The sequence below is a fragment of the Bogoriella caseilytica genome (genome assembly GCF_003752405.1).
GTDB lineage: Bacteria > Actinomycetota > Actinomycetes > Actinomycetales > Actinomycetaceae > Allobogoriella > Allobogoriella caseilytica.
In genome coordinates, this window is sequence record NZ_RKHK01000001.1 from 1,187,722 (window position 1) to 1,209,208 (window position 21,487).

A 21,487-nucleotide genomic window follows, 5' to 3' on the forward strand; every position below is an offset into this window, starting at 1 on the left:
GCGTGTGGTTGGAGGAAACCCACAAAGATGCCCGCCGGCCGGTTTTGGAGCCGCTGGGCTCAGGTCAACCAGCTCTCGGCGAGCTCGAGCACCAGGCTGTTCGCCTCGGGCTCACCCACGGAGATCCGCACGCCGTCGCCGCTGAAGGGCCGCACGAGCACTCCGGCCTCCTGCGCGGCGCGCGCACATGCGAGGGATTGGTCACCCAGGGGAAACCAGAGGAAGTTGCCTTGCGGATCGGGGACCTGCCAACCCATGGCGAGCAGCGCCGAGCGCATCCGCTCGCGCTCTCTCACCACGGACGCCACCCGGGCGGCGACCTCCTGCTGGGCCGAGAGAGCCGCCAGCCCGGCCGCCTGTGCCGCAGCATTGACACCGAATGGCGTGGACGCGGAACGCACCGCGCCGGCCAGTGCCGGCGAGGCCACGGCATACCCCACCCGCAGGCCGGCCAGGCCGTAGGCCTTGGAGAAGGTCCGCAGCAGCACCAGGTTCTGGTGCGCCGCGGCCAGCGCGACGCCGTCGACCGGATCGTCGTTGCGGACAAACTCGAGGTAAGCCTCATCCAGGACCACGAGCACCTGCGGCGGCACGGCGGCGAGGAAGTCACGGACCTCGCGGTGGGTCAGCGCCGGGCCGGTGGGGTTGTTAGGGGTGCACAGCATGACGGCCCTGGTGCGTTCGGTGACGGCGTCTGCCATCCGGGCCAGATCGTGACGTCCCTCGGCGTCGAGTGGGACGGGTACCGCCTGGGCACCGGCCACCGACAACACGATCGGATAGGCCTCGAAGGAGCGCCACGGTATGACCACCTCATCGCCGGGCCGGCATACGGCGGTCAGCACATGCGAGAGGACCGCCACGGAGCCGTTGCCGGCGACGATCTGGTCGGCACCCACGCCCACATGGGCGGCAAGGGCCTCGGTCAGCGCGGTGGCGTACATGTCCGGGTAACGGTTCGCGTCCCCCGCAGCATCGGCGATCGCTGCCATCACCGCGGGGAGCGGGGGGAGGGCGACCTCGTTGGAGGAGAGCTTGAAGATCCGCCGGCCGGGCTCTGGCCGCTGGCCGGGCACATAGGCGGGCAAGCCCGCGATCTCGGGCCGGGGGGTCACGCCGTGCCCGAGCGCCTCACTCAACGCCGGCTCTTCTTCGGATCACCCAACAGCATCTGCAGAATCCAGCTCGCGATGGCAATCACCAGCGCCGCCAGCATGGCCCATCCGAAGTTGCCCACTTCAAGGCCAAAGGAGGTGAAGCCGGTGATCCAGCTGGTCAGCAGCAACATCGCAGCGTTGATGACCAAGAAAAAGAGCCCGAGCGTCAGGATGTACAGGGGCAAGGACAGGAGTCGCACGATGGGCTTCACCAGGCTGTTGACCAGGGTGAAGATCAGTGAGACGACGCCGAGCGCGAGCAACGTCTCTGCGGTGTCGCCCGTGGGGGTGATCTCCACCGTGGGGATCAGCCACCAGGCGAAGGCGATCGCGGCAGCGTTGATGAGGAGTCGAAGAATGAACCGCATGGCCCCATCTTCCCACTAACGCGACCTCGCGGCGGCGAGTTTCCGGGCGCACTGGTGGCAGGAGGCGCCGCGAAGCCACCGTGGCGGGGAGCTCTCTCGAGCAGTACCTCGAGAGAGCTCCCCGCGTCCGGGGTGGACGGCGCCGCCGGGGCAGGCGCTCCAGGTCAGGCCTGGGGACGCTCCCCCGCTCTCCGCCGGGTGGAGACCACCGCTGCGGTACCGGCAAGCAGGAGCAGCATGGCTCCCAGCACCAGGAGTGCCACCTGGACGCCGGTCTCGCTCAGGCGGCCGGGATCCGGAGCTCCGGGCGCGGACGAGTCATCGCCACCCGGCTGCCCTGGGTCGGTGGGCGCCGGGTCCGTGGGCTCAGGGTCCGTGGGCTCAGGGTCCGTGGGCTCCTGTGTCGCCCCCGGCTCCACCACCGTGACGACGATGGGTTCGGTCACGGCGGCTAGCGCCTCCTCGTTCTCGGCGACGTACACCTCGAACACCCGCTCCCCCACCTCGGTGCCCGCGGGCACCGAGAAGCGGAACGACCCGGACTCACCCATCGCCTCGAGCTCCTCATCCGAGACGTCCGCAGAGGAACTCAGTGGCTGCAGGTCGAGGATCTCCCGCAAGACCGCATCGCGGCCTGCAGCAGGGACAACCTCACCGAAGATGACGATCGTCTCGCCAACCTCGACCTCCTCGGCCTCCACCTCCCAGGTGATGGTGGTCTCGGCCCGGAGGTCGCCCTCTTCCACCAGCAGGGCGACCGGGACCTCGATCACGCCGTCCGTCGCGTTGCTGGCCAGGCACAGCACCGTGGTGTAGGTGCCCGGCTCGAGCTCGGTGGCGTCGAAGGAGACCTCCACCGCCGTGGTTCCGCCCGGGGCGGTGACCCCGGAGACCGGGTCGAGGCCCAGCCACTCCGGCTGAATGTCGCACGCGGGCGGAGTCGGCTCTGCGTCCGGCGCGCCCAAGGCAACCTCGTCCAAGAAGAAGTTCGTCGAGGACTCCGTCACCGACGCGAATCGCACTGTGTGGACCTCACCGTCGACGTACTCGCTGAGATCAACGGTCACCTCGGTGTACTCGGCGTAGTCGCCCGCCTCCGCGGCCGTGACCTCGAAGACGGTCTCCTCATCGTTGAGCAGGACGGCGAACCAGTCCGAGTCCACCCCGGCGTCCAGAATCTGCAGGTAGAAGGAGAGCTGCGACTGCTCTGGCTCGAGCACCACATCCTGCGCCACAAAACCGGCGTCGCCTGTCGCCACGCCGCCGAACCATGCCCACCAGGAGCCGGCGTAGGGCCCTGGGCCGTCGTTCTCCAGACAACCAGGAGAACAGATGACCGTGCCAAAGGCGTCGGAGTGCTCGTCCCAGTAGGGGTTAGGCGTACCGGCCTCAAAGCCGCCGTCCTGGATTCCTGAGTCGGCCGCAGTGACCGTGGTGGGACTCCTGGACTCGGCGGAGGACTCGGGCACCGTGGCTCGTTCTGCCGGCGACCCATCGACCTCCGCAGCCCGCGGAACAAGGACCCGAGGCTCCTCGATCGGCGCGGAAGGCCCAGGCTCGACGAACTCCCAGAGCAGATCCTCACCACCGGGGTTGCTGATGTCGAGCGTGGCCGAACCGGTTCCACCCTGTGGCACCGCACCGACGATCTGGCGCGGGGAGAGTTCGATCTCGGCGGGCGGGATGGCCACCTCCAGGCTCACCGGCAGGACGGCCACGGGCCGGTGAGGATCGTTGGAGCCGATGCCCACCACCGCCTCGTACCGACCTTCCTCGAGGCCGGTCGTGTCAATCTCGAGGACCATCTCTTGCGAGTCACCGGTCGGAACGGTGCCGGAAACCGGTGAGATGTCGAGCCACTCGACGTCGCCGGGCAGGTCGTACCCGAACTCGCCTTCGAGGGTGAAAGCGAATCCTTCGAGGGAGGCGATGGCGCCGATCTCGTGCCAGCCCGCGCCCTCTCCGAGCAAGTTCTGGGGATCGGCGATCATGGCCGGATTGCCCGACGGCGCCGCCTGGAACCAATACCAAAACTCGTCACCGACCACCGTGGGGAAGAACGTGATCCAGTAGGTACCGGCATCAAGCGCCACGTCCGCGCCAGTGGCCTCGACAAGATCGAGACTGACGCTCTGGAACTCCGGGATCGAGATCGCCGGATCATCGACCGAGGTGGTGTGGGTCCACACGTGAGCGTCTTGCCCGTCCTCGGGGTGACCGGCCGGCCGGCCGTCCTCGTCGGGGTAGATGTACCACGTCAGCGCCTCGGCACCTTGAGCCAGACTGCCGCCGTTCACGAAACCTTCGACCAGGATGTCCGAGATCGAGCCAGTCGAGGAAAGCGTGAAGTCATCGAAGGCATAGACCCCGGCGTCGAACTGACTGAAGTAGTCCGAGAAGTACCCGGAATCCGCAGAACGGGGCCGAGCGTCCGTACCGGCGCCGGTGGCCACGAGTTCCCAGTCCAGCGGAAGAGTTCCGGAGTTACCCACGGTCACGGCCTCGGTCACCTGAGCGCCGGGGGCGGCAGAGAGCTCGACCTGTTCCGGGTCGAGCGTGATCTCCGGTGCCGGCTCGGTGGGCACCACAGCCACGGGGAAGTGGCCTTGCGCGACCGCAGCCCCACCCGCATAGGTCCCTCCGGTCGTCACAAGCACATTGCCGTAGACCCACGAGTCATACGCCAGGCCGGTCACGTCCACACCCACCGTGATCTCCGCGGACTCACCGGGTGCCAGGGTCACCTGCGCCGGCGTGACCGAGACGTCCAGGCCGAAGGCCGGGTCACCGGCAAGGTCGTAGGTGACCGTGGTGTCCGCCGCATTGCTCACCACACGGGTGAACTCGCAGTCGAAGACGCAGGTCTGGTCCACGAACGAAGGCATGTTGAGGGTGCGCGGGTCTCCGCCGTCCGCCGGGTTGGCAGCCCCGAAGGCCTCTGCGGTCTCGTCCAGCACCAATCCCACGCGGGAGGCAGCCTCAACATCGATCCGGCCGGCGCCGATCTGGTGCCAGTGCGCCTGCTCGCCGAGTTCGTTCACGACGCCGTCGTACACAGCCGTGGACGACAACGCGGAGCGGATCTGAGCCGGCGACATCTCTGGCCGGAGCTCCCTCAGCAACGCGGCAGCGCCAGCGGCGTGCGGGGCCGCCATGGATGTGCCAGTGAGGACCGCGTAGGAATCGTCCGAGTACTCCGGCGGATCCGAGGCCGCAGCCAGGATGTTCACCCCGGGAGCCGAGAATGTGGGCAGCAGCAGGTCGTGCTGCGAGGGCCCCCGGGAGGACCCTGCCGAGAGCCAGTCTTCGGTACCGGGTTCCCTCTCGTACACCGTCTCCGTGTTGATCGTGATCTCGAGCTCCTCGTCCTGCGCGAGCAGCTCTTCAATGCCCAGCCCATTGGCCATCGAGATCATGACCGCCGGGATACCCGGCTCAGGCAGGGTGCCACTCTGCGCGGCGCCGATCGGCGGGCCGGGCTCGTTGTTGTAGAGCACCACCGCCACCGCTCCCGCTGCTTCGGCGTTGAGGAACTTCTGGGTGAACTCGCACTCGCCTCGCTGGATCAGCGCCACCGAGTCCTCGAAAGTTCCCTCATCGAAAGGCGAGCAACCCCAGGCATCGCCGCTCTCCACCAGGGCCGAGAGCAGGGGGGCAACGACGGTCTCCTGGGGTGCGAGTCCCTCCGCCGGAACGAAGTCCATCTCGCTGAACTCTTCCCGGTCCGTCAGGGCGGCGCTGGAAGTGATGGTGCGGTCGGTAGTGGTCATACCCACGGAGAAGTTCCACGGCCCCGACTTCGCAGCCGTGCCGGCGCCCGGGCCATCGTTCCCGGCCGAAGCAGAGACGACCATGCCGGCGGTGTAAGCATCGAGGAAGGCCTGATCCACGATGTCATTCCAGGGATTGTCGCTACCACTGATGGAGTAGTTCAGAACGTCGACGCCGTCCTCGATCGCCTGCTGAACGGCCTGGACGCTCGCGGTGGACAAGCACCGGCCATCCTCGCCGCCGCAGACCCTGTAGGAGATGATCTGCGCGTGCGGGGCAACTCCGGAGATGCCGGGAAGCTCGTGCACCGTGGTGCCGACCAGCACATCACCGTCGTGGGCTGCGCCGGCGATGGTGCCGCCGACGTGCGAACCGTGTGAGTCGAAGTCCCGCGGGTCAGTCTCTTCCGGGTAGAAGTTCCAGGCGCCGATCAGCTTGTCGTTGCAGATGTCGTAGTTGCCCTGCGACGGCGCACCGCCGCACGCGCCGAAGTACTGGTCCGGAGCTGGATAGTCATACTCATCGGTCTCGGGCTGGAAGGAGAGGTGGTTGGGGTTCACGCCGGTATCCAGCATGCCAACGACGATGCCCGCGCCCGTGGCGACGCTGCCGGTGCCGGTGTCGCCTTGCCACACCGCTGGGGATCCGATGAGGTCGTTGGAGACCTCGGTCTGAACCTCCCGGACTTCGTCCTCGTAGATCGCGGCCACGCCCTCGAGTTCTGCCAAGCGTTGCGCTTCCTCTGCGCTGACCTGGAGGATCAAGCCATTGACCACGAGCGTGAGCTGGGCCTCGACCTGCACGCGGCGACCCAAGGCTTCCTCGGCTCGAGTGAGGAACTCCGCGTGCTCGCCGCTGAGGTGATCGGTGTAGCGCTGGACCGCGGCATCGTCGACATCGAGACGCTCGCTTCCGGTGGCTTGGGGGCTGGTCGCGGCCAGGCCGGGCTCGCCGCCGCCATAACGGGCGGCCGACGGCTTCTCGAGCTGCACGACCCAGAGGCCGGTATTGGCACGCTGAGCCGCCTCGCTCTGGAAAACCGGTGCCGGACCGTCGTCCTCGGCAACAGCCTCAGCGGTGACGATGCTGTCGATTTCGCCACTGGGCTCGGCGAAGGCCGAGGTGGCAGTCAGTGCCGAGGCGACCAGCGCCCCAGTGAGGCCGGCGACCAGGGCACGTGCCCCGCCGCGTGCGCCCGTGGACCTGCGTGAACTCATTCATTTCCCCCAAGGACTCGTCGCACACCTCGTGGTGCGCCCGGACTGCGACCCCGGGTCCAGGTAGGAACGAAGACCGAGGCGCAGGCCACAATACGAGAGTCCCGTCACGGTTTCGTTACTTTCCGGCCCGGAATGTTTCCGGTGAGTAAACGGTGGGCCACAGATGGGGTGCGTGTTTCGGCGCGAAGCAGCAGGCAGCGCCACTCCTCGCGGCATTCTCTGGCACAGTGGGGAACACGGCTGCGTGCCGTGCAGGTAGCCGAACGCCCTCACCGAAGGAGCAGGTCGCCCCTCACCAAAGGAGCCAGCGTGCTGCGGACAAATTTTTCCCTGATCCTGGTGGTGACGCTGGCCGGAGTACTCGCCCTCCCCGGTTGCGGAAGTGACGACCCGGCCACACCAGCGGACGAGGCGACCGCACCACCCGAGGAGACCGCCCCCGACGACGACAGCGGTGATGCCACAGACCCGGAGGAGTCGCCACCACAGCAGGATCTCGACCCGTACGCGGACGACGAATACGTCTTCTCGGGGATCCTGGCTGTGGTCAATGGGGCGATCCCGGCCGAAGCCCTCGAGGCAGAGCTCGCCCAGGGATATGAAGAGGCCACGGGCTTCGAGGCGCGGATCGAGTGCGACGCCGATCTACCCGCTGAGACCGACGCCTCCACCGAATGCCACGCACTCCAGGCCGACGGGACTGAGCTCGACTCGATCCAGGCGGTGACCACGGCCGTTGATGGTGATCAGGCGGCGTACCGCTGGAGCCCGGTCGAGACCTTCGGCCCAACAGCACCGTCCCAGTAGGGCCCAGGGACCGCAGGACCGCGCGAACCTTTCCAGCACAGACGGCTCGCAGTCCGCCACAGCGCGCCCTCCTCCACACTGTCTGGCTGGACATCCTCCGCATCCACAGTACGTCCCGCGGCCCGCGAGAGGAGGCCTTCCTTCTTTCTACGGTTCCCTCGGGATTCACGGAGAGCGGGAGGTGCTCATGGACTACGGGATGTTCAATGCCTCGATCGGCGTCGGGCAGGTGAGCAATGGAATCGCCGCGGTGGGTGAGGAGATCTCGGCTGCGCATACGTCGTCATGGCGCGGGAGCGCGGCAGATTCCTTCCACGAGGCCCTGCAGGGCGCCAGGTTCCATGCCGACCGGGCCCTGGAGCTCGCGGGCACGCTGCAGTGGAATCTGACCCAGGCCCAGAACACCGCCGCAACCGAGCTGCTCGAGCGTTGAGCATGGACTCGGCCAGCGGCGATGGCTCGTCAGCGACGGGAACCATGAGCGTGACGAACTCCGCCGATCCGCACCTCATGGTGCTCGCTCCCGACCAGGACGTCGACACCGAGGATCTCGCCACCACGGCGGCGATGCTCAGCGAGCTCGCCGACGAGATCGTGGGGCTGGTCAGGCAGCTCGACGAGGTCGACATGGGAGTGGCGGGCGCGGCCGCACGTCAATCTGTGGGCCATCATTTCTTCGCCTTCCACGGTCAGCTCGCCCAGCTGCGGAATGGGCCGGAAGGCCTCGTTGCGCTCGTCGGTGAACTGGAGAGCCTGGCCTGGCGTGTCCGTCAGGTGCGCTACCTCTACGACGACACCGAGGCAGTGGTCACGAACCTGTTCACTGCGCCCGACCTCATCGCCGAGCGGCTCGGGCTGCTCGCCGTCTCCCGCTTCGGCGAGGAGCCCAGGCCCATTGAGCTCGTGACCCCATTCCTCAGCCTGGGTGGCCTCACGAGCGCAGACGCCTGGTTGACGTTCTTTCACCCCCGTTCTCAAGAAGCCTTGCAGGGGATCACCGCGCAGTCACCGTATTTCCAGGCCGCCCAGGATGCCCGCGGCGCCGCGCGGCTCGCCGGCTCGCTCATGGTGTTGGCGGCAGCCCTCGTCGCGGGGAGCGACATACCGAACGGCGTGATCGTCCGCAACAACGTCGATCACCTCGCCGGTCATCTGCCGAGTTGGAGAAGCCCTCTCGCCGATCAGACACTGACACGCCTTGGCCTTCCCACTCCCGGAGAAGAGCACAACAACGTCCAGGCCACGGCACTCACCAGCGTGGCGTGGATGCACATGCTGTTCGGACCGGCGCGCCAGCTGCTCGGAACCGTGCCACGTGGTGGCTTCGAGGCAGTGCGCTCGGTGCCGGTGAACTCCCGAGGTGAGCGCCGGCTTGGAAGCTGGCAGGGCATACCGCTGACCGAGAACGGCATTCGTGGCGGTACTCCGTTGGACACGGGCCCGAAGGTGGTGCCGGTCGGTTTCGGCACCGAGATCGAACCTCTGAGTACCGCCGAGGTGTTGCGGCGCTTCGAGACCGTGAACGAGCACTTCGATGCCACCGATACGGGCACCATCGAGATCGTGAACACCACGACCGCTGATGGAGAACGCGGCTGGACGGTGCTGATTCCCGGCACCAAGGACTGGACCGTCGGGACCAGCCAGGTGATGGATATGGACACCAACATGGCGGGGGTGGCCGGCGAGCAGACGCATATGGCTATGGCGGTGGCGCAGGCCATGGACCAGGTGGGCATCCAGCCTGGCGAACCGGTCAGCCTCTTCGGGCACTCACAGGGGGGCATTGTGGCGGCAGAGCTCTCCGCTGATCCCCTCCTGCAGAGCCAATACGAGATCTCATCTGTGGTCACCTTCGGCAGCCCGACGGCGCAGGTCGAGATCCCGGAGAACACGGCCGCCCTGCATCTGATCAACAGCCAAGACCCAGTCGCTGGACTCGATGGGGCACGCGACCCCGCCACGGGGAACCGGGTGACGGTCGCGGCACTGAGCCCGTTCTCGTTCAATCTGGTGCGCACCCACCACCTGGAACCCTACGTCGACGTCGCCGGACGGTTGGATGACCTGAACGACCCTCGCCTGGAGCACGTACACGGCGAGGTCGAGAGGTCCTTCGGAGCAGGCCAGGAGGTGACCAGCACTCGCGCCTACACCTTCGAGGTCGAGAGGTTCTGACGAACGAGAGAAGCTGGAGTCATGAGGGAGACCTTCCGCAAGACCGGCCCGGCCCAGGCCCTGGCCTTCGAGGCGGCCGGGCTGCGCAGGCTTGCCGATGCCGCGCGCCCGCGCAAGTCCGGGAGTCAGCGCGATGCCGGCGCCCCCGTGGTCGACGTCGTCGAGCTGGCCACGGACGCCCTGCACACTCGGCACCTCCGCGAGGCCCAGCCCACGGCTGCTGCAGCCGAGGCCTTCGGCCGGGCGCTGGCCCGCACACACGCCGCGGGAGCGGCCTGGTTCGGCTGCGCCCCGCCCGGCTACGCCGCACCGGAGGGTTACATGGGCACCACACGCCTGCCCCTGCGACAGGAGCCACCGGCCAGCTGGGGTGCCTTCTACGCCGAGGACCGACTGTTGCCCTACCTGCGCCCCGCACTCGAGAACGGCAGCCTCGACCACGCCGGGGCCGCCGTCGTTGAGCGATGCGTGGCGCGGGTGGCCGCCGGGGAGTTCGATGCGCCCCAACCATGCTTGGTCCGCGAGGCCGGCCACCACGCGGCGCGGCTGCACGGTGACCTCTGGTCGGGCAATGTCATGTGGGCGACGGACAGCGGTGCCGGGCGGGGCACCGGAGTCATCGGAACCTTGATCGATCCGGCTGCACACGGCGGCCATGCCGAGTCCGACCTGGCTCAGCTCGGGGTCTTCGGGGCGCCGCACCGCGAGCGCATCGTGGGCGCCTACAACGAAGCCTCCCCACTGGCCGAGGGCTGGCAGGAGCGCGTGGGGCTCCATCAGCTGCACATGCTCATCGTGCATGCCGCGATCTTCGGCGGAGGCTACGGCGCTCAGACCGCTGCTCTGGCCGGGCGCTACTGAGTCAGGCTCGGGGTTGGCGGTCCGCCCAGTCGGCCAGGTCTACGCGCGGTCCGGTGAAGAAGGGGATCTCCTCGCGCACATGCCGTCGGGCTCCGGTGTCGCGCAATTCCCGCATGAGATCAACGATGCGATAGAGCTCATCGGCCTCGAAGGCCAGGATCCACTCGTAGTCGCCCAGGGCGAAGGACGAGACCGTGTTCGCGCGCACGTCACCGTAGTCACGTGCCGCCAGGCCGTGCTCACGCAGCAGGTCACGACGCTCCTCTTCGGGGAGCAAATACCACTCGTAGGAGCGGACGAAGGGGTACACGCAGAGGTAGTCGCGCGGGTCCTCCCCGGCGAGGAAGGCCGGGATGTGCCGCTTGTTGAACTCCGCCGGGCGGTGCAGCCCGGCCACCGACCAGACCGGCTCCAGGCGAGCCCCCAGATCGGCGGCCAGCAGCGCGTGGTAGGCCGCCTGGGATTCCTCGATCGTCTCCGAGTGCCACCAGACCATCAGGTCAGCATCGGCGCGCAGACCGGCGACGTCGTACCAGCCGCGCACCACCACGCCGGTGCCGGCCACCGCTTCTTCGGCGGCGGCCACCATGGCGGCGCGCACCTCGTCATCGGCAGGCAGTGGCCCCATGGTCTTGAACACCGACCACATGGTGTAGCGGACCTCGGTGTTGATGGCCTCGGTCTGCTCCGGGCTCAGCCCCTCGCCAATACGCGCGGTGGCAGCGTCAGTCATGCAGTACTCCTTCAGATCAGGCAGGGACAGAGGCTTCGCACGCCGCGGGCACACCGGAATCGACCCCGGCGCGCAGGAAGCAACAGCCCGGGGCACACCCATCACGCCATGGCCCCAGCGCTCCCACGGCGTGCCGTTCGGGCGCCTGGCCCCGCTCGGTGGCCGCACGTTCCAGCATGAGGTCGACCAGCCCGGTCACGAACTCCGGGTGGGTGCCGGCGGTGGCGGCGCGCGCGAAACCGAGGCCGAGTTCCTCTGCGGTGGCCTTGGCCTCGGTGTCGAGGTCGTAGATGACCTCCATGTGGTCCGAGATGAATCCGATCGGGGCCAGCACCACACCCGCAGCGCCGTCGGCGTGCAGGGAGGCCAGCACCCGGTTCACATCAGGCTCGGTCCACGGCGTGAAGGCCGTGCCGGAGCGCGAACAGTACGCCAGCTCCCACGGCACCGGTGCGCCGAGCCGCTCGGCGACCCCGGCCGCGACGAAGGCCGCGAGATCGAGGTGCTGAGCCGAATAGGACGCAGCCGTGCGCATTCCGGAAGCAACTTCCATGGTGGTGGGAATCGAATGCGTGACAAAAACGAGGGGATTCTCCGGTGCAGGAATGGAACCAAGCTGCTCATAGGCAGCCACCACGGCATCAGTATTCGCCTGCGCATATCCGGGTGCGTTGAAGAAGGGCCGAATCTTGTCCACCTCGATCGTGCGGCCCTCGGCGGCAAGCTCCTGCTGGGCCGCAGCGATGTTCTCGCGATACTGGCGGCATCCGGAGTAGGACCCGAAGGCGGAGGTGGCCAGGGTGAGCACACGGCGGGCACCGGCCTCGTGCAGATCACGCAAGGCATCGATCAGGTAGGGATCCCAGTTGCGGTTGCCCCACGCCAGCCGCGTCTGGATGCCGCGCGACTCGAACTCCGCTTCCAGCGCCGCCAGCAGTGCGCGGTTCTGGTCGTTGATCGGGCTCTTGCCGCCGAAGCCGTAGTAGTGCTCGCCCACCTCACGCAGGCGCTCATCCGGGATCCCTCGCCCCCGTGTGACGTTGCGGAGGAAGGGGACCACGTCGTCGGGCTGCTCGGGGCCACCGAAGGAAAGGAGGAGCACCGCGTCGTACGGCGAGAGTGGGGAGGTCACGACTCCATTATGACCGAAGTACTACACGCCGTCGTCGCATGGCGAAAGGTCTCCAGAACTGTACTGACAAAACGTCAGAACATTCCGTCAGATCCGCCCGCCGGATCAGCGTTCCGGGGACGAATCGTCCTCCGCCTCCGCGATCTTCTCGCGCAGCCAGTCCGGAATGTGTTCCTCATCGCGCGGATAGCGGCGCAGTTCTTCGGCGTACTCGGCGGCCTCCGGCTCCTTGTTCCACCGCGGCGGGCTGGTGCGATCCGTGCTCAGCGTCATCTTGCCGCTGCGCTCGAGCGTGACCAAGCCGGTGAGCCACGTACCGGTCTTCGGATCGGCGCTGGCCGCCTTGATCTCGGTGAGCGCCTTGCCCACGTCGGCCGGAACGCCTTTGAGCGGCTTCCGCTGATCGTCCTCGCCCGTGTAGAGCACCGTGAACTCACCCTTGCGGCCCGCCACCCGCAGCAGCACCTGCGCCTGCTTCCAATCGGCCGGGAGCACCGAGGCCAGCCCCTGCGCGATGCGCTGCATCCGCCCGGCGTGCTGGGACATGGGCCCGTCCGCGTCGCCGGTGGGTTTGACCTGCACCTGCGGCGTGGGACCGGTGCCCGCGCCGGTGAACGCGCGACCGCGGGCAGCCTCGGCCGCCTTCTCCATCTGTTCCTCGGTGGCCCAAGCGCGGGGTACCTGCTGGGTGTAGACGATCTTCCCGACGTCGTCCTGGGGCACGGTCTTGACGTACACGCCCGCGTCCAGGCGGGAGAAGCCCGCCTTCTCGGCGGCGATCGCGTCATGGGCGAGTGAGACGATGTGCACCGAGGCCTGACCGTCCGGCCCTGGCCCCTGGTCCACCACGCGCACCGGCAGGTCGTGCCAGGTGGAGGTGGCTCGCAGGGTGAAAACCTCCGCGTTCTCGGCCAGCACCTTGCGTGCCCAGATCCCGGCATCGGTCTGGCGGAAGCCTCCGATCTGCGGCTCGGTGTGGCTGACCAGCGTCACCACCTGGGGCTTGTCGTCCTCATCGAGGGTCACATCCGCGGAGTAGGCTTCGCCGTCGAACTTCGCCACGAAGCCCACCAGCTTCGACGGCGGCACAGCGTGGAACTCGTCGTCGGCCAGGTGGTTCTGCCAGCCGAAGGCCGGGCCGTGATACGTCCCGATCAGCTCGGGCTCGTCACTGCCGGGCGAGAAGCGCCACAGACGAGCCCCCGTGGGGATACGGGTCTGCTCCAGCCACATCAGCGGAACCATCACGTCGCCGGTGGTGGCGAAGCCGGTGCCCGTGAAGGGCTCGTGCTCGATGAAGGTTCCCCCGGTGGCCTGGCGGCTGCGCTGGTCAGTACCGCCCGTGGCCGGGATGGTGGTGATCGACGGCGACGGCGGCACGTGGAGGATGTCGATCGGCTGGTCCAGCGCGAAGGGCGAGCCCCGGAAACTCAGGCCGTGCAGTTCGAACAGGCCCTCAGTGGTGGTCACCGAGGCAGCATCGGAGGCCGGGACCAGGTAGCCCGAGACCCGGTCCAAGCCGCGCTCGAGGTAGGCCGTGGTCATCTTGGGCGTGACTGCCTTCTGCAGCATGATGCTCATGAGTGCTCGGATCTCTTCTCGGGTACGTCGATCTTCGTCGAGACTACGCGGGCGCTCAGCGCAGGTGGCGCACCAGCTCCGGGGCCAACCCGGTGTAGGTGCCGGGTTCCAGTGCCATCAGACGCTCCTCGACCTCGGGGGGCAGTCCGAGACCGGCGATGAACTCGCGCATCGCCGGTCCGTCCACTCGCCGTCCACGGGTGAGTTCCTTGAGCCGCTCATACGGGTTGGCCAGGCCCTCGGCTCCGGCGACGGCCGCGGCGCGCATGGCGGACTGCACCGCCTCGCCCAGCACCTCCCAGTTCCCGTCGAGGTCGCGCGCCATGGTGGCGGCGTCGACATCGAGCCCGGCGAGGCCGCGTCGCACATTGTCGATGGCGAGCAAGGAGTGTCCGAAGGCGGAGCCGATATTGCGCTGGGAGGAGGAGTCGGTGAGGTCGCGCTGCAGGCGAGAGGTCACCAGGGTGGCGCCGAGGGTGTCGAGCAGCGCACAGGAGATCTCCAGGTTCGCCTCGGCGTTCTCGAAGCGGATCGGGTTGACCTTGTGCGGCATCGTCGAAGAACCGGTCGAGCCCTGGGCGGACAGGCGCTGGCGGAAGTAGCCCAGCGAGATGTAGGTCCACACATCGGTGGCCAGGTTGTGCAGGATGCGGTTGAAGCGGGCGACGTCGGAGTAGAGCTCGGCCTGCCAGTCGTGCGACTCGATCTGCGTGGTCAGCGGGTTCCAGGTCAGACCCAGGTGCTCCACGAAGCTGCGCGCCACGGCCTCCCAGTCCGCGCCGGGGACCGAGACGGCGTGGGCGGCGTAGGTGCCGGTCGCACCGTTGATCTTGCCCAGGTACTCGGTGGCGCCGATGCGAGCGAGTTGGCGCTGGAGGCGGAAGGCGAGCACCGCGAGTTCCTTACCGAGGGTCACCGGGGTGGCGGGCTGACCGTGGGTACGGGCCAGCATCGGCACCTCGGCGTGCTCCTCGGCCATCACGGTGAGGTCCTCGACGATGCCGCGAGCTGCGGGGAGCCACACCTCGCGCACCGCGCCGGAGACGAGCAGAGAGTAGGCGAGGTTGTTGATGTCCTCGGAGGTGCAGAAGATGTGCACGATCTCGGCGAGCCGGTCCGAGCCGAGAGCGGTCGGGCCGCCAGCGATGCCGGCGTTCTCACCGAGCACGCGGGTGGCGGCATCCAGGCGGCGCTTGAGGAAGTACTCCACGGCCTTGACGTCGTGCCGGGTCTCCGCCTCGATCTCGGCCAGCTCGGCGATCTCGTCTGCACCGAAGTCGGTGACCACGGCGCGCAGATAGTCCTTCTCGGTCTCGCTCAGCCGAGCGGCGCCCGGGAGGACCTCGTGCTCGGTGAGGTGGATGAGCCACTCGACCTCCACCTGGATGCGGGCCCGGTTCAGGGCCGCCTCGGAGAGATGATCCACCAGCGGGGCGATGGCCCCGCGGTAGCGGCCGTCGAGCGAGCCGAGGGGGATGGAAGGGCTGATCGAGGAGAGGTCCACACGCGCAGGCATGGCGCTATTGTCCCATCCGAATCGCGCCTCGCTACCGTCGCGCCATCGCTGGGCTACCGTCGCGATATGGCTGGATTCGTGGACGTGAAGAACATGGTGCGCTGGGTCGCGCGCACTGGTCCGGAGACCATCCTGCGCGGGATGACCGAGCATCTCGAGGCCGATTTCCGGCGCTGGGAACAGTTCGACAAGTCCCCCCGGGTGGCCAGCCACACGCCCTTCGGCGTCATCGAGCTGATGCCCACCGCCGACTACGAGACCTACGGCTTCAAGTACGTCAACGGCCACCCCGGGAATCCGGCGCGCGGCTTCCAGACCGTCACCGCCTTCGGAGTGCTCGCCGACGTGCACAACGGCTACCCCACCTTCCTGGCGGAGATGACCGTGCTCACCGCGTTGCGCACTGCGGCTACGACGGCGATGGCCACCCGTGCCCTGGCGCGACCCGGGGCGCGGCGGATGGCGATGATCGGCGCTGGCAGTCAGGCCGAGTTCCAGGCCCTGGCGGTGCGCTCGGCCACCGGGATCGCCGAGTTGTCGGTCTACGACGTCGACCCGGGTGCGATTGCCAAACTCGTGCGGAACCTGCAGCCGCTGGGCTTCACGGTGCACGAGGCGTCCTCGGCCGCGGAGGCGGTCGAGGGGGCTGACGTGGTGACCACGTGCATCGCGGAGAAGGCGCACACGCAGGTGCTGCGCGCCGCGGACCTGCGCCCGGGCATGCATGTGAACGCGATCGGTGGTGACTGCCCCGGTAAGACCGAGCTCGAGCCTGCGGCGCTGAGCCTGGCGGACGTGTTCGTGGAGTACACGCCCCAGACCCGGATCGAGGGTGAGATCCAGCTGCAGGACCCGGAGTTCCCGGTCACCGAGCTGGGGCAGGCGGTGGCCGGCAAGGCCGAGGGACGGCGTGCGGGTGCGGCGGGCGAGGAACAGATCACCATCTTCGACTCGGTGGGTTTCGCCATCGAGGACTTCTCCGCGCTCACCTACCTGCGCGAAGCGGTGCGCGGCACCGACTTCGTCACCGAGATCGATCTGGTGGCCGCTCCGGAGGACCCCAAAGACCTCTTCGGCCTGTGCGGGGCACCTCTGCCGGTGGGTTGAGGGGGCTGGCCCGGGGTGCCCCGGGGCGACCACCCGCGTACCCGCGTACCCGCCCACCCGCGATTGTGGTCAGTTTGTGCCGGAATATCCGGCGGAACGGGCCGGAAGGCGGCACCAACTGACCACAATCGCTTCAGGGAGGCGGCGCTCAAGGGAGGCGGCGTGGGCGGCTGAGCGCCCGTCCCCGCGGGGTGAGCCGGCTGGCTGGGCCCCGCGATCAGGCGAAAGCGGCGTCGGCGTAGGTGATGCGGCCGCCGAGCACGGTCAGCGCCACCGGCATTTCCCGCAACGCCGCACCAGAACGCTTTTCCGGCGGGTCGGGCACCACCACGAGATCGGCCGGGTCACCCAGCGCCACCACTCCCCCGGTACGGGTGGAAGCCGCAATCGCCTCGGTCACGGAGATGCGCTGTTCGGGGATCCACGGCCCGCGGTCATCACGGGTGCGCTGCGCGGCGGCCTGGATGTTGAGCCACGGGTCCAAAGGCGTGACCGGGGCATCGGAGCCGAGGGCCAGCTGCACCCCGGCGTCGATCATCTCGCGCAGCGGGAACGCCCGGTGGGTGCGGCCCTGCCAGTAGCGCTCGGCCTGATCGCGGTCATCGAGCAGGTGCTCGGGCTGGACCGACGCCACCACGCCGAGTGCCGCCATTCGGCGCACGTCGGATTCCCGCATCAGCTGGGCGTGCTCGATGGCGCCGCGCACGCCGACCCGCTCGAAGACGTCGAGGGCGGCGGTGTTGGCGGCGTCGCCAATGGCGTGGATCGCCGGGGTGAAGCCCAGTTCGGCGCCGTGGCGCACCAGTTCCTCGAGTTCGGCGAGCGCGACGATCTGCCAGCCGTGGTTCTCGCTGCCCGGATAGGGATCGTGGCAGTAGGCGGTGCGGGTGCCCAGGGAGCCGTCGGTGATGATCTTCAACGGCCCCACGTGCACCAGGCCGGCGTCGTCCACCCGGGAGCCGGTGCGCAGGCCACGGGCGGCAGCGGCCTCGTAGGAGTGGTCGCGCACATTGGCCTCGACCCGCAGCGGGAGGGCAACCGCCGCTGACCGGCGTTCCCACCCCTCGATGGCGCCCTGGCCCTCCAGGTCCACCACCCCCACGACACCGCGCGCCGCCGCAGCATGGGCCACGTCCAGCACCCACTGGTCGGCGGTGTCTTGATCGACGTCGTCGAGGCCCCGCAGCACCGCGGTCTCGGTCTCGCGCAGCAGACCGCCGGGGTGCTCACCTTGACCGGCGAGCGCCATGGCGGCCCGGTTGGCCCACGCGGAGTGCAGGTCGGTGTTGTAGAGCACCACCGGGGTCGAGGCGAGCACGCCTTCATCGAGGGCGCCGGCCACGGGCGCGTCGGGCCACATGGAGTCCGAGAAGCCGAAGCCGGTGAGCAGATGCGCGCGCTCGGCGTCCGGCCGCTCCTCGACAACCGAGCGCACCAGCGCCACCGTCTCGGCGGCTGAGGCGGTGCCGGAGAGGTCGAGCCGGCGGGCGGTCTTGGCCCAGGTGCTCATGTGGGTGTGGTGGTCCCACAAGCCCGGCAACACGGTCGCGCCGTCGAGATCGAGACGCCGTGGAGCCGGCTCGCCTGGGCCGGTGCCGGCCGCGCTCGTGCCGGCGGGCTGCAGTGCCGCGATGCGCCCCTCGCGCAGCACGACGTCGACAAGCTGGTTCCCACGGCCGTGGACGCGGGCGTTGGCGAGGATCAAAGACATGCCACCACGCTATCGGCCCGATTCACTCGTAGAGTCTGCGGAGGAACCTTCCACGCCCCCTGCGCGTTGCCATCAGTACGCCGCAGCTCCAGCGCCTCGGCGCGCACCCACACGCACATCTCGGCCCCGAGGAGCCCCGTGTCCCGTCTTGGCCGTTTCAGTCTCGGAAACCGCGCCCTGGTCACTCTGGCCACCATCGTGGCGCTGCTCGCCGGAGCCTGGTCGGCCACAGCTCTGCAGCGCGAACTCCTCCCCTCCCTGGACCTGCCGATCATCGGCGCCGTCACCACCTACCCCGGAGCCACGCCGGAGATCGTCGAGCAGCAGGTCACCCAGCACGTGGAGGAGGCCGCGAACAGCCTGACCGGTGTGGAGCGGCTGACCTCGACCTCCAGTTCCGGCATGTCCATGGTGCTGGTGGAACTGATCTACGGCACCGATGCCACCTCCGCCCATCAGGAACTTTCGGTGGCGGTGGATCAGGTCTCCGGCACACTGCCGGAGGATGCCACCACCCAGGTGATCTCTGGGGGTGTGGATGACCTGCCGGTGGTCCAGCTCTCGGTCACCGCCGGTGAGAACCCGGCCGAGACCGAGGACCGGTTGCGGGAGGTCGCCATTCCGGAGCTGGAACGGCTCGCCGGCGTGCGCGGCGTGGAGGTCAGCGGGCTGAGCGAGAGCCACGTGCTCATTGACGTCGACACCGACGAGCTCGCCGCTCAAGGGCTGAGCACGCAGAACATCGCGGACGCGCTCGATGCCAATGGCATAGTCATTCCCGCCGGCTCGATCACCGAGGATGGACGCACCCTAGACGTCGAGGTGGGCGCACGACTCGGAACCGCCGAGCAGATCGCCGACCTCCCTCTGGCCACCGAGGCCGGCCCGATCCGGCTCGGGGAGGTCGCCGAGGTCACCGAGCAGACCGCGGAGCCAGGTTCCTTCTCCCGCACCGACGGCGAGGAGAGCTTCGGCATCGCGATCACGCGGACCCCCGAGGGCAACACGGTGGAGATCTCCGAGGCGGTCACCGCCCAGCTGGAGGAGATGGAGACAGCGCTCGGTGAGGGCGTCACCGTCACCGTGGTCTTCGACCAGGCTCCCTTCATCCAGCAGTCCATCGAGAACCTCTCCGTGGAAGGTGCCATCGGGCTGGTCTTCGCGCTGCTGGTGATTGTGATCTTCTTGCGCGGTTGGCGCCCCACCGGGGTGACCGCCGTGTCGATCCCGGCCTCGCTGCTGGTCGCGTTACTCGGTGTGCAGGTCGTGGGCTACAGCCTGAACATCCTCACCCTGGCGGCCCTCACGCTCTCAGTGGGGCGCGTGGTCGATGACTCGATCGTGGTCATCGAGAACATCACCCGGCACCTCGGATACGACAAGACCCGCCACCGGGCCATCCTCGACGCCGTGGGGGAAGTGGCCGGCGCGGTCTCCTCCTCCACCTTCGCCACCGTGGCGGTCTTCCTGCCGCTCGGCGTGGTGGGCGGCATGGTGGGCGAACTCTTCCGGCCCTTCGCCTTCACCGCGGCGCTCGCGCTGCTCGCCTCGCTGACCGTGGCACTGACCATCGTGCCGGTGCTGGCCTGGTGGTTCCTCCGGGCGCCGAAGCGGGCGACGAGCGCTGGTGACGTCGAGCACGGCAGCGACGTCGAGCACGGCACCGATGCCGGGGAGGTTCCGGACGCCGATGCCGAACCAAGCTCGGTACGGCCCGGCACCGAGGAGCAGCATGGCCCCCTTCAGCGCGGCTACGCCGGCGCCCTACGCGGGGTGCTCGGCCACCCACTGCTCACCTTGCTGGTGGCGGTGGTCATCCTGGCCGGCACGGTCGGCATCGCCACCCGCCTGGAAACCAACTTCATCGGCGACACCGGCGAGAACACCCTCTCGATCGCCCAGGATCTTCCGGCCGGTACGTCTCTGGAAGCCGCCGACGAAGCCGCCGCCACCGTCGAAGAGGTGCTCGCCGATATCCCCGAGGTGGAGAGCTACCAGGTCACCGGTGGCACCGGGGAGGGCCTCCAGGCGCTCTTCGGTTCGGCCGAGCAGAACAGCTTCAGCCTCACCCTCGACATCGACGCCGACGCCCCCGCCGTGGCTGAGCGGCTGCGCGACGAGCTTGCGGGCCTAGACGAGGACGCCGGCGAGCTGGTCGTCAGCGCCGGCAGCGGAGGCCTGCCCTCGGAACTCGAGGTCATCGTCACCGGCGCGGACCTCGAGGACGTCAACGCCGCAGCCACCGAGATCACCGAGGCGATGGCCGACCTCGACGGCGCCACCGACGTCAGTTCCGACCTCGCCGCCGAGTTGCCAACCCTGCAGGTGCGAGTGGACCGTGACGCCGCGGCCGAGGCCGGCCTGAGCGAAGCGCAGATCGGGCAGTCGGCGGCGGTCGCGCTGCGCGGATCGACCCTGACGACCATCACCGGGGAGTACGGCGAGCAGGACGTCATCATGCGCATCGAGGATGCCCCCGCCACGGTCGAAGAGCTGGAAGACCTGACGCTCACCGGGATCGCCGGCCCCGTCCCGCTCACGGACGTCGCCGAGGTGGAGGAGGTCGACGTGCCGACGTCGATCGCGCGAGTCAACGGACTGCGCGCCGTCACCATCACCGCTGCCGCCACCGCACAGGACCTCGGCGGACTCACCGGGGAGCTGCGGGAGCTGCTCGACTCCGTCGACCTGCCCGACGGCGTGAGCGCGGAGATCGGCGGCGTCAGTGCCGATCAGGAGGAGGCTTTCGAGTCCCTGTTCCTCGCGCTGGCCTTCTCGATCCTGATCGTCTACACGATCATGGTGGCGACCTTCCGATCGCTGCTGCAGCCCATGATCCTGCTGGTGTCGGTGCCCTTCGCGGCCACCGGTTCGCTCGGGCTGTTGTGGCTGACCGGCAACCCGCTCGGCGTGGAGGCACTGATCGGTGCGTTGATGCTGGTGGGCATCGTGGTCACGAACGCCATCGTGCTGATCGACCTGGTCAACCAGTACCGCCGCGACGGCGCGAGCCTGACCGACGCCATCGTGGACGGCGGGCGGCACCGGCTGCGCCCGATCCTCATGACCGCCGCCGCCACGATCTTCGCGCTGGTGCCCATGGCGCTGGGGCTGACCGGTGGGGGTGGATCCTTCGTCTCGCTGCCGATGGCGCTCGTGGTGATCGGCGGTCTGGTCTCCTCCACGGTGCTGACGCTGCTGCTCGTTCCGGTGCTCTACCTGCTGCTGGAGCGCAGCAAGGAACGCCGGCAGGACCGCAAGCAGCGGCGTGCGGAAGCGCCCGCAGCTCAGAGCCGGGTGGAACGCCGCCGGGGCAGGCGCGCGCGGGCCTGAGGGTAGTGGGGC

14 protein-coding genes are annotated in these 21,487 nt (G+C 68.6%); 6 read left to right on the top strand and 8 right to left on the bottom strand.

Translation table 11 applies throughout. From position 1 onward, the window contains the following. Positions 1-59: 59 nt before the first annotated feature. The 3 genes from hisC to EDD31_RS15070 all read right to left on the bottom strand — a co-directional run bounded on the left by hisC (position 60) and on the right by EDD31_RS15070 (position 6,513). Positions 60-1,139, bottom strand: coding sequence for a histidinol-phosphate transaminase (hisC, locus tag EDD31_RS05315; RefSeq protein ID WP_245990934.1), 1,080 nt, complete (start codon positions 1,137-1,139; stop codon positions 60-62). After that, positions 1,136-1,525: a phage holin family protein gene (locus EDD31_RS05320; RefSeq protein WP_123303238.1), complete on the bottom strand. Its 390-nt coding sequence runs from the start codon at positions 1,523-1,525 to the stop codon at positions 1,136-1,138. Before EDD31_RS05320 ends, hisC begins: the two co-directional genes overlap by 4 nt. A 164-nt stretch (positions 1,526-1,689) precedes the next feature. After that, the gene (locus EDD31_RS15070; protein WP_123303239.1) at positions 1,690-6,513 is read right to left on the bottom strand and encodes a S8 family serine peptidase; all 4,824 of its coding nucleotides are present in this window, start codon (positions 6,511-6,513) and stop codon (positions 1,690-1,692) included. 312 nt (positions 6,514-6,825) lie between these two features. On the opposite strand from EDD31_RS15070, the gene EDD31_RS05330 reads away from it, so the two are divergent. From EDD31_RS05330 to EDD31_RS05345, 4 genes are all read left to right on the top strand, one after another. Beyond that, positions 6,826-7,323: a hypothetical protein gene (locus EDD31_RS05330; protein ID WP_123303240.1), complete on the top strand. Its 498-nt coding sequence runs from the start codon at positions 6,826-6,828 to the stop codon at positions 7,321-7,323. A gap of 187 nt (positions 7,324-7,510) precedes the next feature. Continuing rightward, positions 7,511-7,756, top strand: coding sequence for a WXG100 family type VII secretion target (locus EDD31_RS05335; RefSeq protein ID WP_148058868.1), 246 nt, complete (start codon positions 7,511-7,513; stop codon positions 7,754-7,756). Between the two features lie 44 nt (positions 7,757-7,800). Beyond that, positions 7,801-9,501, top strand: a complete 1,701-nt coding sequence (locus tag EDD31_RS05340; RefSeq protein ID WP_148058869.1) for an alpha/beta hydrolase — start codon at positions 7,801-7,803, stop codon at positions 9,499-9,501. 21 nt (positions 9,502-9,522) lie between these two features. Further along, a complete protein-coding gene (locus tag EDD31_RS05345) occupies positions 9,523-10,362 on the top strand; it encodes a fructosamine kinase family protein (protein ID WP_123303243.1) in 840 nt (279 codons plus the stop codon). Between the two features lies 1 nt (position 10,363). On the opposite strand, the gene hemQ is transcribed toward EDD31_RS05345, so the two are convergent. The 4 genes from hemQ to purB form a co-directional block, all read right to left on the bottom strand. Beyond that, positions 10,364-11,095: a hydrogen peroxide-dependent heme synthase gene (gene hemQ, locus EDD31_RS05350; protein ID WP_123303244.1), complete on the bottom strand. Its 732-nt coding sequence runs from the start codon at positions 11,093-11,095 to the stop codon at positions 10,364-10,366. Positions 11,096-11,111: 16 nt separating this feature from the next. Further along, positions 11,112-12,227: a ferrochelatase gene (locus tag EDD31_RS05355; protein ID WP_123303245.1), complete on the bottom strand. Its 1,116-nt coding sequence runs from the start codon at positions 12,225-12,227 to the stop codon at positions 11,112-11,114. Between the two features lie 105 nt (positions 12,228-12,332). After that, on the bottom strand, positions 12,333-13,808 hold the full coding sequence (locus EDD31_RS05360) for a hypothetical protein (protein WP_123303246.1): 1,476 nt from the start codon (positions 13,806-13,808) through the stop codon (positions 12,333-12,335). A gap of 55 nt (positions 13,809-13,863) precedes the next feature. Further along, a complete protein-coding gene (purB, locus tag EDD31_RS05365) occupies positions 13,864-15,324 on the bottom strand; it encodes an adenylosuccinate lyase (RefSeq protein WP_123303247.1) in 1,461 nt (486 codons plus the stop codon). A gap of 66 nt (positions 15,325-15,390) precedes the next feature. Here purB and EDD31_RS05370 point away from each other — a divergent pair, with 66 nt between their 5' ends. Next, positions 15,391-16,431 carry an ornithine cyclodeaminase gene (locus EDD31_RS05370; RefSeq protein WP_123303248.1) on the top strand — a complete coding sequence of 347 codons (1,041 nt, stop codon included), beginning with the start codon at positions 15,391-15,393 and terminating at the stop codon, positions 16,429-16,431. Between the two features lie 217 nt (positions 16,432-16,648). On the opposite strand, the gene EDD31_RS05375 is transcribed toward EDD31_RS05370, so the two are convergent. Then, positions 16,649-18,142, bottom strand: a complete 1,494-nt coding sequence (locus tag EDD31_RS05375; protein WP_123303249.1) for an amidohydrolase — start codon at positions 18,140-18,142, stop codon at positions 16,649-16,651. Positions 18,143-18,280: 138 nt separating this feature from the next. On the opposite strand from EDD31_RS05375, the gene EDD31_RS05380 reads away from it, so the two are divergent. Continuing rightward, positions 18,281-21,475, top strand: coding sequence for an efflux RND transporter permease subunit (locus EDD31_RS05380; protein ID WP_123303250.1), 3,195 nt, complete (start codon positions 18,281-18,283; stop codon positions 21,473-21,475). Positions 21,476-21,487 lie beyond the last annotated feature (12 nt).

What these genes read in the sequence shown, in the direction of transcription:
- EDD31_RS05320 (WP_123303238.1), bottom strand. Translation starts at nt 1,525, where the DNA reads ATGCGGTTCATTCTTCGACTCCTCATCAACGCTGCCGCGATCGCCTTC.
- EDD31_RS15070 (WP_123303239.1), bottom strand. Translation starts at nt 6,513, where the DNA reads ATGAGTTCACGCAGGTCCACGGGCGCACGCGGCGGGGCACGTGCCCTG.
- EDD31_RS05335 (WP_148058868.1), top strand. Translation starts at nt 7,511, where the DNA reads ATGGACTACGGGATGTTCAATGCCTCGATCGGCGTCGGGCAGGTGAGC.
- EDD31_RS05340 (WP_148058869.1), top strand. Translation starts at nt 7,801, where the DNA reads ATGAGCGTGACGAACTCCGCCGATCCGCACCTCATGGTGCTCGCTCCC.
- EDD31_RS05345 (WP_123303243.1), top strand. Translation starts at nt 9,523, where the DNA reads ATGAGGGAGACCTTCCGCAAGACCGGCCCGGCCCAGGCCCTGGCCTTC.
- hemQ (WP_123303244.1), bottom strand. Translation starts at nt 11,095, where the DNA reads ATGACTGACGCTGCCACCGCGCGTATTGGCGAGGGGCTGAGCCCGGAG.
- EDD31_RS05360 (WP_123303246.1), bottom strand. Translation starts at nt 13,808, where the DNA reads ATGAGCATCATGCTGCAGAAGGCAGTCACGCCCAAGATGACCACGGCC.
- purB (WP_123303247.1), bottom strand. Translation starts at nt 15,324, where the DNA reads ATGCCTGCGCGTGTGGACCTCTCCTCGATCAGCCCTTCCATCCCCCTC.
- EDD31_RS05370 (WP_123303248.1), top strand. Translation starts at nt 15,391, where the DNA reads ATGGCTGGATTCGTGGACGTGAAGAACATGGTGCGCTGGGTCGCGCGC.
- EDD31_RS05375 (WP_123303249.1), bottom strand. Translation starts at nt 18,142, where the DNA reads ATGTCTTTGATCCTCGCCAACGCCCGCGTCCACGGCCGTGGGAACCAG.